Genomic DNA, 13203 nt, shown 5'->3' on the forward strand with positions numbered 1-13203 from the left:
TCGATGGATCCCATTACCCTCGCCGTGGTTGGCGTCGGCAAGATCGTGCGCGACCAGCACCTGCCGGCGATTGCCAAGAACCCGGATTTCCAGCTGATTTGCGCCGCGAGCCGGCACGGCAAGGTGGACGGCATCGACAATTTTCCGTCGATCGAGGCGATGCTGGAGGCTGTGCCCGCGCTGCAGGCGGTCTCGCTCTGCATGCCGCCGCAGGTGCGCTATTCCGCCGCCGTTGCCGCGCTTTCGGCCGGCAAGCATGTGTTTCTGGAAAAGCCGCCGGGCGCGACCCTGAGCGAGGTCGAGGATCTTAAGGCCCTGGCCGAGCAGAAGGGCGTGTCCCTCTTCGCCAGCTGGCATTCGCGCTATGCACCGGCGGTGGAAGCGGCCAAGCGCTTCCTCGCCTCCACCCGCATCCGCAGCCTCAAGATCGAGTGGAAGGAAGACGTGCGCCACTGGCATCCGGGACAGGCCTGGATCTGGGAAGCCGGCGGGCTCGGTGTGTTCGACCCTGGCATCAATGCGCTGTCGATCGTCACCCACATCATGCCCAAGCCGCTGTTCGTCACCCAGGCCACGCTGGAATTTCCGGAGAATCGCGACGCGCCAATCGGCGCCGAGATCCATTTCTCCAATGCCGACGGCGTCGAGGCGCTGGGCGAATTCGACTGGCGCCAGACCGGGCCGCAGAGCTGGAACATCACCGCCGAAACCGATGCCGGCCACATGCTTTTGTCCCATGGCGGATCGAAGCTTGCCATTGACGGCCGCGAGGAGGACCATGGTCCCGAAGCGGAATATCCCTCGCTCTATGCCCGCTTCGCCAGCCTGGTGCGCGCGGGCCAATCCGACGTGGACCTGGCTCCGCTGCGGCTGGTGGCCGACTCGTTCATGCTGGGTAAGAGAAAAATTACTGACTCCTTCCTCGATTGACTGTAGCCTGCTGAAGGGAGTGCGCCGGCCCCTGATGAGGAGGCCGGACGGCTGGCTCTGCGGCTGAAAGGATCAGCCATGACCGACACAGGCAGTCGGTCATGGCTGCTTGTCGTTTCATGCCGACAGAAGCCATCGGAGCCGGAAGGCTCTCCCACAGCAAAGCGCAGGGCGCGGGAGGGCTTGGAATGGCGCAGGGATATATCGTCGGGCTGACGGACACACATCCATTTTTGGAAGAAACACCTGCTGGCACCGTTCTCGCCACCCTGACGCCGATCAAGCCGGGGGATGGCACGCCGATCCCAGGTGGAACGAGCGGGCTTGGACTGACCTATGAAATTCGGTACCAGGCGCGTGTTCTCGCCTATTATTCCGGCATGGGCGAAAGCACCTCAGAAATCCAGAACGGCTTTTCGATTTCCGGCGACCAACTGGTGACCAAGAAGGTCTTCGACTACGAAACCGATGGTCATTCCCGCGAGGGCTGGCTCTATTACGAGGTGGAAATCGTCGCGCGCGATGCGGCCGGCAACGAGACCTCGAGCAGCTACTTCAATTTCGATCTGCGCGATGTCGTCGAGACCGTCAAGGGAACCGACAAGAGCGAGACGGTGGCAGGCGATGCCGGCGCGGACCGACTCTTCGGCTTCGGCGGACACGACAAGCTCTTCGGCAAGCAGGGAGACGACATTCTTTCGGGCGGGTTGGGGTCGGACATGCTGTCCGGCGGGCGCGGCGCCGATACGTTCCTCTACAAGTCACGGCTGGAATCGACCACCACCGCGCCCGACCGCATTACGGATTTCCAGGTCCGGGTCGATCATATCGATCTCAGCCTGATCGATGCGAACAGTCGCAAGGCCGGCAGTCAGGATTTCACCTGGATCGGCAGCAAGAGCTTCACCGGCCACGCCGGCGAGCTGCGCGCCATCACCCGCGATGGCGACACCTTCATCTATGCCGATGTGAACGGCGACCGCAAAGCCGACATGACCATCCGCCTGGACGATCCGCTGAAGCTGCACGGCTACGACTTCATCCTGTAACGGCTGACAGCAGGAATGCTCCGTCGGGGCCACCAGGCCAAGGCTGAAAATCGAAGCGGCTGCCTATAGCCGCTTCCCGGACTGACGGCTCACGCCTTCTTCACCCAGCGGCCATCGGCGTTCTGCTGCCAATAGGTCAGCGCGTGCCCCTCCTCCTTCAGGCGCTTCCACTGCCCCCGGGCGCGCTCGAGCTGACCCGCATCATAGCCATCGAACATGATGACGACGCGCTGATAGCCCTCCAGCGGGGGCGGCTCGGCGCCGCCGGCCACGAAGCGAACGTCGGCGCCATTGCCATTGCCCGCGCCTGATGTCAGCAGAATTGGCTGATCCGCGGGCATCGGCCCGTCTTCCAGCCCATGCGGCAGAAAGCTCTCGGCGCGGTAGGTCCACAGGTGCTCATCAAGGCGCTCGCACTCCTGCGGCTCCGCGAGCTGGAGCACGACCTTCCAGCCGCGCTCCAGGCTTTTCTCCAGAAGCGGCGGCAGCGCATCCTCCAGTTTCGATTCCGTCAGATGGTAGAACAGGATCTCTGTCACGGGAAAACGCGCCGCCCTTCCTTCATCGCTTCAAGCCGGCAGAGCCGACTCAGGCCTTGGTCTCGCAGGAGGCGCGCACGAAGGCATCGAGCAGCCGCACGCCGAAGCCCGAGCCCCAGGACTGGTTGATCTCGTCGGTCGGCGAGCCCATGGCTGTCCCGGCGATGTCGAGATGGGCCCAGGGCGTGTCCTTGACGAAACGCTTGAGGAACTGTGCCGCCGTGATCGACCCGCCGAAGCGCCCGCCGGTGTTCTTCATATCGGCGAACTTGCTGTCGATCATCTTGTCATATTCGGGAGCTAACGGCAGGCGCCACAGCTTTTCCTGCGAGGCGCGCCCGGCATCGAGCAGCTGATCGGCCAGGGCATCGTCATTGGAGAACAGGCCGGCATGATGATGGCCGAGCGCGACCATCACGGCGCCGGTCAGCGTCGCCAGGTTGATCATCAGCTTCGGCTTGAAGCGCTCGTTGCAGTACCAGAGCGCATCGCACAGCACGAGCCGGCCCTCGGCATCGGTGTTGATGATCTCGATCGTCTGACCGGACATCGAGGTGACGATATCGCCGGGACGCTGGGCATTGCCGTCGGGCATGTTTTCCACGAGGCCGAGAATGCCGATGGCGTTGACGCGCGCCTTGCGGGCGGCGAGCACATGCATCAGGCCGGTTACGGCGGCCGCGCCGCCCATATCGCCCTTCATGTCTTCCATGCCCGCGCCGGGCTTGATCGAGATGCCGCCCGAATCGAACACCACGCCCTTGCCGATGAAGGCCACCGGGGCCTCGCCCTCGGAGCCGCCATTCCAGCGCAGGATCACGAGGCGGGGCGGACGGGCCGAGCCCTGGGCGACGCCAAGCAGCGCGCCCATGCCGAGCGGAGCCATCTCCGCTTCCGTCAGGATCTCCACATCCACGCCGAGCGAGACCAGCTCCTTAGCGCGGGCGGCGAACTCAACAGGGCCGAGCACGTTGGGCGGCAGGTTGACGAGATCGCGCGCCAGGAACACGCCCTCGGCGACCGACTTTGCCACCGTCGCAGCCTCAGCCGCCGCCGTGGCCTGCGCGGTGACGATGGTGACGGCCGTCGGCGCCGTCGGCTCGCCCGCCTCGTCATCCTCCTTCTTCTTCGTCTTGTAGCGGTCGAAGCGATAGGCATTCATCTGCATGCCCAGCGCGAAATCTGCCGCCGCCTCGGCGCTGACGGCAAGGCCCGGCGCATCGAGGAAGACGGTGACGGTCTCGGCCCGCTTGAGCTTGGCCGCGGCGGCGCCGCCGGCCTTCAGCCAGTCATGCGCGGTCAGTTTCTCTGCCTCGCCCATTCCGAACACGATCAGCCGGTCGGCGGCCAGGCCCTGCGGCGCGACGATGTCGAGGACCGAGAGCGCGCGCGCCTTGAACTTCATGGCCTCGCCGGCCCGCGCCAGGACACCGGCCGGATCGACCGTCGCGGACGCCGCCGCCGCACCGCCCGCCGCCATCAGGCACACCACGGTGCCGCCGCCGATCTCGGCCTTGTCGGCAAAGCTGAATTGGAACGTCTGGGCCATTTGTCTTCCTTGTCCTTCTGCTGCATGAGGCGCGTCGCGATCGTTCCGATTCGCTTTCCGCGCTTCAAGTCCTTGTTTTGCCGCCTATCGTGATCGCAAGACCGATGACCGGTTTTGCGCGACACGCGCTTTGCGAAAGAGCGCGATATCGCCGCCTCAAAATCTCTCGACAATCCCGCGCCGCAATGACGGCATCGGGCTTTTCATCCCCGCTCCGGCTGCGCAAGGCGCCCGGGCGACACGAGGGCGCCCACGGGCATGGGCCGCACCAGTGCTGCCACCGTCATCGGCAAGCTGTCGAGCTGCCGTCGGACTTACGAAAAATCTCCGCAAGACGACGGCCATTTCACAAAAATTCGATCAGAATCACATAGGGTCTGATCCTTAAAGTCACCGTCAAAATGTCACGCCCCGGGCCCACTTGCCAGCGCGTGCCGCCACGGCGAAACGGACCAACCCCTTGCCTGCCTGGAACCTTACCGGACCCATGTCCCATCCGCACCCCCCGATGCCGATTTCCCCAGAGACAAGCCTCGTGCGCCGGCTGGATCGCGACCTGGTCTTGGCGCTGGCGCTTCTCTGCCTGTGGGTCGCTGTGCTGGAGCTGTTTCATGCGGAGCCTGGCATCGATCTGTGGATCCAGGGTCTGTTCTTCAGCCATGGCGCTTGTCCTGCGGGAAGCCAAGCGGGCCTTGTCTGCGGCAGTTTTCCGCTCGGGGATATCGGTCTCCTGCAGAGCCTGCGCAAGATCCTGTTCTATCTGCCCTTTATCCTCACCGCGGCGGTCGTCGCGCGGCTGGTCTGGGCTCTGGCGCGGCCCGGACGTCTGGCGATCGCCGATCTGCGCGATACCATCACCGTGCTGGCCACCATGGCAATCGGGCCGGGGCTGATCGTCAACGGCATTCTCAAGGCCTATTCCGGCCGGCCGCGGCCGATGCAGACCGAACTGTTCGGCGGCAATATGAGCTTCATGCCGGCCGGAAGCTTTGGCGGGGCCTGCACGGACAATTGCTCCTTCCTGTCGGGCGAAGCCTCCGGCGCCGCCTGGCTCGTCTGCGCGCTCGTTCTGCTTCCGGAGCCGCTGCGGCGCAGGCTTACCCGGCCGGTCATCGCCATCGCTGTCCTGACCAGCGGGATGCGCGTCGCCTTCGGCCGGCACTTCCCGTCCGATGCCCTGCTGGGCTTCCTGCTAACCCTCGTGGTCTTCGCCCTGCTGCGCCTGGCCATGCGCAGCCTGCCTCTCCCGGCAGCCGTCCATCCGTCACCAAAAAGCCACCAATAAGGAAAATTGGGGAGCGAGTGACCTGGCTTCGTTGCAGCGCACGCCCGATCCGGGGTAGAGCGTTGCAATGTGATGACGCCGTGAGGCCGGGGCGGAGTGTCCTTCTCATCATTGGGAGCATTGCCCGGCGCATCGGACAGGGGTTCGGCGACGGGCCTGCGTGCATGATGCGGGCAGATATAGTTTAAGGCCGGAATGTCGATTCTCGAACGCTATATCCTGCGGCGCGTCTTCCAGATGTTTCTCACCGCGCTCCTGCCGGTGCTCGGGATCATCTGGACGACGCAGGCGCTGCAGCGAATCAATCTTGTGACGGATACCGGCCAGTCGATCGGCGCCTTCCTGCAATTGGCGACGCTGATCCTGCCGACGGTGATCCCGCTCGTCCTGCCTTTCGCGCTCGCCATCGGCGTCACCCAGACGCTGGCGACCATGAACAATGATTCGGAACTGACGGTGATCGAGGCCGGCGGCGGCAGCCGTGGCATCGTCATGCGGCCGGTGCTGATGCTGGCTGCAGCACTCTGCGCCGTGTCCTTCTTCGTCGACAACGTCATCGAGCCGATCTCGCGCCACAAGGTGCGCGAGATGATCGCCAGCGCGAATGCGGACCTGCTCGGCTCGATCGTGCAGGAAAACTCGTTCCGCCGGGTGGGCGACAATCTCTACATCCAGATCGGCGGAAGGCGGGGCGGAGGGGTGCTGACGGGCATCTTCGTGGCCGATTCGCGCGATCCCAATGTCGAATTCATCTATTATGCCCGCGAAGGCGCGGTGGACGAGAAGAGCTCGGCCCTGGTGATGAAGGATGGCGAGGTGCATCGCAAGCTGCCGGATGGCGGCGTCTCGATCATCAAGTTCGATTCCTATGCCTTCGACCTGACGGAAATGACGCGCAAGGCCGGCAATGCCACGCTGCGCGCCCAGGACCGCGACCTCTTCTACCTGCTGCATCCCGATCCCGAGGATGAGCAATTTCAGCGCAAGCCGCTGACCTTCACCGCAGAGCTGAACCGGCGGCTGACGGAGTGGAGCTTTCCCATCATCTTCGCGCTGATCTCGCTGGTCGTGGCCAGCGACGCCCGCTCGCATCGCGAGGCCCGCCTGCATCCGACCGCCACGGTGCTGATGCTGGCGCTCCTCTTCCGCTGGATGACCTTCTACAGCGCGAACGGCGCGGAGGACACGCTGTATTTCGTGCCGCTGATGTACATCATTCCGCTTTTGACGGCGGCGCTGTGCATCCGGCAGCTGATGAGCAACAAGCGGCTGACCATGCCGCGCACCTGGCAGGACAAGTCCGCCGGCCTGATGGCCCGCCTGCGCGGCCGGGTGAGCCGCACGCCGCAGGAGCCCGGCGCATGATGCCCAAGACCCTCCAGCGCTATTTCTTCCGGCGCTACATCGCCACCATCGCCTGGTTTCTTCTGGGCATCATCTCGCTCGTCTTCATCATCGATTTCAGCGAACTGTCGAACCGCATGGCCAATCTGCCGGGGTATACGGTGCGCGGCGCCCTGTTGATGACAGCGCTGCGCCTGCCGACGATCCTGCAGCAGACCGTGCCCTTCATCGCGCTCTTTGCCGGGATGACGGCGCTGATCGCGCTCAACCGGCGCTACGAGCTGGTGGTGACCCGCGCGGCCGGCGTTTCGGTATGGCAGTTCCTGCGCCCCTTCGTCGTCGGCTCGCTGCTCTTCGGGCTGGCCAGCGTCGGGACGCTCAATCCGCTGGCCGCCTGGGGCGCCGCCAAGGCCGAGCAGATGGAGGCCGAATGGGGCTCCTCCTCCTCGCGCAATGCGCGCTCGATCCCCTGGCTGCGCCAGATCCACAACAATGAAGACGTCATCATCGGCGCGCGCGCGGTGCAGGACGAAGGCCGGCAGCTCTCCATCGTCACGGTGATCCATTTCGATCCACAGGGTCGAATCGCCTTCCGCCAGGACGCGCGCACGGCAACACTTGAAAATGGTTACTGGTTGCTGAACGACGTTCTGGAAACGCGCAATGGCGTCTTGCCGAAGCGCATGGCCGCCGCACGGCTGGAAACCGACCTGAAACCGGAATTCGTGCGTGAAACCCTGGCGAAGCCGGACAGCATTCCGTTTTTCGAGCTGCCGCGGAAGATCGAGATCGCCAAATCCTTCGGCTTTCCCGTCAATGGAATGTTAACCCAGCTCCATGCCATGATGGCGCTGCCGCTCCTGCTGGTCGCCATGACGCTGATCGCGGCGAGCGTATCGTTGAAATTTAGCCGGTTTAACCAAAGCCGGTCGGTGATTCTCGGTGGCATAGCGGCAGGCTTCGTGCTTTATGTCGTCACCGTGCTCGTCAAAGCATTCGGGAGCAGCGGCATCGTTCCTCCCTTCGTCGCAGCCTGGCTGCCCGTCGTCGTCGCGATGGCTCTGGGTTCGACGATTCTACTGCATCAGGAGGATGGCTAGTGCCGGGCGCCACCCGTAAAGTTCAACGTCTGTGGACCATTCTTCTCCTGTCCAGCACCTGTCTGGTGACGGCTGTTCCCGCGCTTGCCCAGCAGGCCGGAAGCGATGCGGCGAGCCTCGCGGCGACCGTTCCCGAAGACGCCAAGATGCTGCTGCAGGCCAATGAGCTGGTCTACAACAGGGACTCCAGCCGCGTTATCGTGCGCGGCGCCGTGCAGATCAATTATGGCGGCTACCAGATGGTGGCCCGTCAGGTCGAGTATAACGAGACGTCAGGCCGCATCATCGCCACGGGCGATATCGAGCTGATCGAGCCTTCGGGCAACAAGGTCTATGCCGATCACATGGACCTGACCAACACGTTTTCCGACGGCTTTGTCGAGCAGATGCGGCTGGAAACGACCGATCTGACGAAGCTTGCCGCCGTCAATGGCGAGCGGCGCAACGGCAATGAGTTCATCCTGAACCAGGCCGTCTACACCGCTTGCACGCCCTGCGCGACCAATCCGAATCACCGCTCGCTGTGGAACATCAAGGCCGAGCGCATCATCCAGAACGGGACGACTCACACGATCCGTCTCGAGCATGCGCATTTTGAGATGTTCGGCCAGCCGCTGGTCTATCTGCCGGCGATCGAGGTTCCCGACCAGACGGTCAAGCGCCAGAGCGGCTTTCTGGCCCCGCGCTTCCGCTACACCCAGAAGCTCGGCTTCGGTGTGTCGGTTCCCTATTACTGGGCGATCGCGCCGGATATGGACGCCACCGTCACGGCCACCGGCCTGACGCAGCAGGGCGTTCTGCTGGAAGGAGAATACCGCCAGCGTTTCGAGATGGGCCAGCACGTCCTGCGCTTTGCCGGCATCAGCCAGCTCGACCGCAGCGCCTTCAGCGCCGGCACGGAAGACGCCTTGAAGACCGAGCGCGGCATGATCGCCTCCAAGGCCGATTTCCAGATCAATCCCCGCTGGTCCTTCGGCTGGGACGTTCTGGTGCAGAGCGACAACAACTTCGCCAAGACCTACGATCTGTCGACCTTCGACGGCACCACGCTGACGAACCAGGCCTATCTGAGCGGCCTGGGCGAGCGCAATTATTTCGACCTGCGCGCCTTCTACTTCAATATTCAGGATGCGGATCCCGGCAGCGCCGCCGAGCGCCAGCAGGCCATTCCGCAGGTTCTCGACTATTCCGCTACGGCGCCCAATCCTGTGATGGGCGGCGAGCTGACGGCCAATCTCAACCTGACCAATGTCAAGCGCAGCCGGCTGGACGCCTATACGGTGGCCGGCGACACGCGCTTCCGCGGGCTTGAGGGCAGCGACCAGCGTCTGACGGGCGAGCTGGAATGGAAGCGGCAGGTGGTTGTGCCCGGCGGCCTGGTTCTGACCCCGCTTCTGGCGGCGCGCGGCGATGCCATCGGCCTCAATGTCGATCGGCCGGTCGGCTATTCCGGCGATTTCACCAATGAGGATGCGGTAACGCGCGGCATGGTCACCGCAGGGCTCGAAGCCCGCTATCCCATGCTGTTCACCACCCCGCACAGCAGCCATATTCTCGAACCGATCGCCCAGATCTTCGTGCGTCCGGACGAGCAATATGCCGGCGGGCTGCCGAACGAGGATGCCCAGAGCTTCGTCTTCGACGCCAGCAACCTGTTCGACCGGGACAAGTTCTCCGGCTATGACCGCATCGAAGGCGGCACCCGTGCCAATATCGGCTTTCGCTACACCGGCACGCTCGGCAATGGTTATGGCCTGAGAGCCATTGCCGGCCAGTCCTACCAGCTCGGCGGCCTGAATTCCTTCGCCACGGACGACCTGGTCAATGCCGGCGCCAATTCCGGCCTGGAAACCAAGCGCTCCGACTATGTCGCCATGTTCGGCGTGGATGCCCCGCTGGGCTTTACCGGCAGCCTCTCCGGCCGCTTCGACAAGGACGATTTCTCGCTGAAGCGCACCGACCTGTCGGCCGGCTACGAAGGCATTCGCTGGCAGACGGCGCTGACCTATACCAGCATCCAGGCGCAGCCGCTTTACGGCACGAATTACGATCAAGACGAGATCAAGACGGCGGCCTCCTACAAGTTTCAGGATTATTGGTCGGTCTTCGGCTCGGTCACCTATGACCTCAACTTCAAGGTGATTACCCGCGACAGCTTCGGCATCACCTATGACGATCAGGACACGATCTTCTCCATCGTCTACAAGAACGTGCGCGATCCGGATAAGGAACTCGCCAATGACTGGTCGATCGGCGCGCGTCTCTCCTTCCGCACGCTTGGCGACATCAATGTCGGCAACACCTCCTTTACCGATCTGAACTGACCGGCGGGCAGGGTTCGACCATCGTCCTGCCGTCGCCTGTCGAGCGAGAGAACGGCCCTTTCGGACGAAAGCAGCATCATTACGGGCGCAGATGCGCCCGTTTTGCGTGGATGCTCAAGCGCGGCCTTGTCATCATTCGGCCGTATGGTTTATGCAAAGCCGGGACTGGAGAGGCAGCGCCATCGCAGGCGCGCGCCGGCAAAGGCAGCATGGGCATGGCCCGGCATGGAAAAATCCAAGGAGTAGGCATGGTCGCGATGAACAGGGTCATGCGCATCGGCTCGGCACTCATCCTGGCGGCGGCGGTGATGGTTTCATCGGTGCCCGTGGCCCAGGCGGCTGGCGGCACGGGCATTGCCGTTGTCGTCAATGGCGTGCCGATCACCACGGGCGACGTGGCCAAGCGGGTCGCCTTCATGCGGCTGCAGAAGGCGCAGGGCGGCGAGGCCGCGGCCCGCCAGCAGCTCATCGACGAAGTGCTGAAGCGCCAGGAGATCCTGCGCGTCGGCATGTCCGTCTCCACCGATGATGTGGATGGCGCCGTCAAGCGCTTTGCCGCGGGCAACAAGCTCACCGTGCCGCAGCTCAGCATGATCCTCGACAAGGCCGGCGTCGGCCTCGACCATTTCAAGCAATATGTCGCCGTCAGCATGAGCTGGCCGCGCGTGGTCAATGCGCGCTATGGCGGCGGCAAGCGCCTGTCGAACGAGGAACTCGTCAAGCGCATGCAGGAAAACGGCGGCAAGAAGCCGGTGACCACCGAATATTATCTGCAGCAGATCATCTTCGTCGTGCCGGCAGCCCGGCGCAATGCGATCCTTTCCAAGCGCCAGGCCGAGGCGAACGCCTCCCGCCCGAAATATCCGGGCTGCGAGCAGGCCAAGGTCTTTGCCGCCACCATGCTCGATGTCTCCGTGCGCGATCTCGGCCGCATGGTCTCGCAGGAACTGCCGGCGGAATGGAAGCCGCTGATCGAGAAGACCGAACAGGGCCAGGTGACGACAACGCTCGTAACCGACAAGGGCGTCGAATATCTCGCCGTGTGCAAGAAGCGCGAAGTGTCGGACGATGCGGCGGCGGAGATCGTGTTCCGCGCCGAGGATCTCGAGTCCAAGAAGAAGGGCGACGAGGACCCCAACAGCGTCCGCTTCGTGGAAGAGCTGCGCAAGAAGGCGCAGATCGTCAACAAGTAACAGGCAGATCATGACCGTCAGGACCGGGGCACCGCTCGCCCTCACCATGGGCGATCCCGCCGGCGTCGGTCTAGACCTGACGCTGGCACTGTGGACGCGCCGCGCTTCTCTGGGTCTTCCCGCCTTCCTGTTCCTTGGCGACCCACAGGCTCTGGCTGAGCGTGCGGCCTTGCTGCGGCTGGACGTGCCGGTGCGCGCGGCTGGGCCGGGAGAGGCGGCCGCGCTCTTCGCCGAGGCCCTGCCGGTGCTGCCGCTGCCCTGCCCGCAGCCTGTGGTGCCCGGCCATCCGGATTCCGCCAATGCCGAGCCGGTGATCGAGGCGATCCGCCGGGCCGTCGCGCTGACGCTTGCGGGCGAGACGGCCGCCGTCGTCACCAACCCGATCGCCAAATCCGTGCTCTATGCCGCCGGCTTCGGCTTTCCCGGCCATACGGAGTTTCTGGCCGATCTCGGCGAGAAGGCCGTGGGCGCGCCGCTCCTGCCGGTGATGCTCCTGGCGGGGCCGAAGCTTAAGGCCGTGCCGGTGACGATCCACATTCCGCTTGCCGACGTGCCCGCCGCGCTGACGCCGGAGCTTTTGGAGCGCACCATCCGTGTTACCGCGCGCGACCTCGTCACCCGCTTCGCCCTGCCCGCCCCGCGCCTGGCCATTGCCGGGCTCAACCCCCATGCCGGCGAGAATGGCACGATCGGCCGGGAAGACGATGCCATCATCCGCCCCGTCATCGAAAAGCTCCTGGCAGAGGGCATGGCGATTTCGGGGCCGCTGCCGGCCGATACGATGTTCCACGACCGCGCGCGCGAGGCCTATGACGTGGCGATCTGCATGTATCACGATCAGGCGCTGATCCCGGCCAAGGCGCTGGGCTTCGACGACAGTGTCAATGCCACGCTCGGCCTGCCTTTCATCCGCACCTCGCCCGATCACGGCACGGCCTTCTCGCTGGCGGGAACCGGCACGGCGCGGCCGGACAGCCTGATGGCGGCGCTGATGATCGCGCGCAAGCTGGCCGACAATGCCGCGGGACGAGCGCCGTCCGGGGCGCAACGCTGATGGCCGCCATCGACGGACTGCCGCCGCTGCGCGACGTGATCGCGCGCCACGGGCTCGACGCGAAGAAGGCGCTGGGCCAGAACTTCCTGCTCGACCTCAACCTGACACAGAAGATCGCCCGCGCCGCCGGGCCGCTCGCGGGCGTGACCGTGTTCGAGGTCGGCCCCGGCCCCGGTGGCCTCACCCGCGCGATCCTGTCGCTCGGCGCCGCCAAGGTGATCGCAGTGGAGCGCGACGCCCGCTGCCTGCCCGCGCTGGCCGAGATTGCCGACCACTATCCCGGCCGGCTCGAGGTGATCGAGGGCGATGCGCTGAAGACGGATTTCGAGGCCCTGACGGCCACGGTCGATGGACCCGTGCGCATCATCGCCAACCTGCCCTACAATGTCGGCACGCAATTGCTGATCAACTGGCTGCTGCCGCGCACCTGGCCGCCCTTCTGGCAGTCGCTGACGCTGATGTTCCAGCGGGAAGTGGGCCTGCGGATCGTGGCCGAGGCCGATGACGATCATTACGGCCGGCTGGGCGTGCTCTGCGGCTGGCGGACGGAGGCGCGCATGGCCTTCGACGTTCCGCCTCAGGCCTTCAGCCCACCGCCGAAAGTCACATCAAGCGTCGTGCATCTGACGCCGATTGCCGAGCCGATGGCGGCGCGCGCCGAAACGCTCGAACGCGTGACCGCCGCCGCCTTCGGCCAGCGCCGCAAGATGCTGCGCCAGAGCTTGAAGCCGCTCGGCGGCGAGACCCTGCTCGCAAAAGTCGGCATCGACCCGCAGCGCCGCGCCGAGACGCTGTCGGTCGAGGAATTCGTCGCGCTGGCCAACGCCTTGTAAATA

11 protein-coding genes are annotated in these 13203 nt (G+C 64.6%); 9 read left to right on the forward strand and 2 right to left on the reverse strand.

The features are described from left to right. Positions 1-3: 3 nt before the first annotated feature. Together BJF92_RS08820 and BJF92_RS08825 are read left to right on the forward strand one after the other, a co-directional pair. Positions 4-930 carry a Gfo/Idh/MocA family protein gene (locus BJF92_RS08820; RefSeq protein WP_075634392.1) on the forward strand — a complete coding sequence of 309 codons (927 nt, stop codon included), beginning with the start codon at positions 4-6 and terminating at the stop codon, positions 928-930. 188 nt (positions 931-1118) lie between these two features. Next, the gene (locus tag BJF92_RS08825; protein ID WP_075634393.1) at positions 1119-1979 is read left to right on the forward strand and encodes a M10 family metallopeptidase C-terminal domain-containing protein; all 861 of its coding nucleotides are present in this window, start codon (positions 1119-1121) and stop codon (positions 1977-1979) included. A gap of 89 nt (positions 1980-2068) precedes the next feature. On the opposite strand, the gene BJF92_RS08830 is transcribed toward BJF92_RS08825, so the two are convergent. Both BJF92_RS08830 and BJF92_RS08835 read right to left on the reverse strand, forming a co-directional pair. Beyond that, positions 2069-2518, reverse strand: a complete 450-nt coding sequence (locus BJF92_RS08830) for a DNA polymerase III subunit chi (protein WP_075634394.1) — start codon at positions 2516-2518, stop codon at positions 2069-2071. A gap of 49 nt (positions 2519-2567) precedes the next feature. Next, entirely contained in the window at positions 2568-4067 is a 1500-nt protein-coding gene (locus tag BJF92_RS08835; RefSeq protein WP_075634395.1) for a leucyl aminopeptidase, read from the reverse strand. 508 nt (positions 4068-4575) lie between these two features. Here BJF92_RS08835 and BJF92_RS08840 point away from each other — a divergent pair. The 7 genes from BJF92_RS08840 (at position 4576) to rsmA (ending at position 13200) form a co-directional block, all read left to right on the forward strand. Then, positions 4576-5352, forward strand: coding sequence for a phosphatase PAP2 family protein (locus tag BJF92_RS08840; protein ID WP_075634396.1), 777 nt, complete (start codon positions 4576-4578; stop codon positions 5350-5352). Positions 5353-5547: 195 nt separating this feature from the next. Then, positions 5548-6717, forward strand: a complete 1170-nt coding sequence (lptF, locus tag BJF92_RS08845; RefSeq protein WP_075634397.1) for an LPS export ABC transporter permease LptF — start codon at positions 5548-5550, stop codon at positions 6715-6717. Continuing rightward, on the forward strand, positions 6714-7796 hold the full coding sequence (gene lptG / locus BJF92_RS08850; RefSeq protein ID WP_075634398.1) for an LPS export ABC transporter permease LptG: 1083 nt from the start codon (positions 6714-6716) through the stop codon (positions 7794-7796). The genes lptF and lptG overlap by 4 nt, the downstream gene beginning before the upstream one ends. Positions 7797-7825: 29 nt before the next feature. Further along, positions 7826-10120: an LPS-assembly protein LptD gene (locus BJF92_RS08855; protein WP_075634481.1), complete on the forward strand. Its 2295-nt coding sequence runs from the start codon at positions 7826-7828 to the stop codon at positions 10118-10120. 248 nt (positions 10121-10368) lie between these two features. Next, positions 10369-11313 (forward strand): SurA N-terminal domain-containing protein, encoded by a 945-nt coding sequence (locus tag BJF92_RS08860; protein ID WP_075634399.1) that lies wholly within the window; start codon positions 10369-10371, stop codon positions 11311-11313. A 10-nt stretch (positions 11314-11323) separates the two neighbouring features. After that, positions 11324-12367, forward strand: a complete 1044-nt coding sequence (gene pdxA / locus BJF92_RS08865) for a 4-hydroxythreonine-4-phosphate dehydrogenase PdxA (RefSeq protein WP_075634400.1) — start codon at positions 11324-11326, stop codon at positions 12365-12367. Beyond that, positions 12367-13200: a 16S rRNA (adenine(1518)-N(6)/adenine(1519)-N(6))-dimethyltransferase RsmA gene (gene rsmA, locus BJF92_RS08870; RefSeq protein ID WP_075634401.1), complete on the forward strand. Its 834-nt coding sequence runs from the start codon at positions 12367-12369 to the stop codon at positions 13198-13200. Before pdxA ends, rsmA begins: the two co-directional genes overlap by 1 nt. The last annotated feature ends 3 nt before the right edge of the window (positions 13201-13203 follow it).

The sequence above is a fragment of the Xaviernesmea rhizosphaerae genome, assembly GCF_001938945.1.
GTDB lineage: Bacteria > Pseudomonadota > Alphaproteobacteria > Rhizobiales > Rhizobiaceae > Xaviernesmea > Xaviernesmea rhizosphaerae.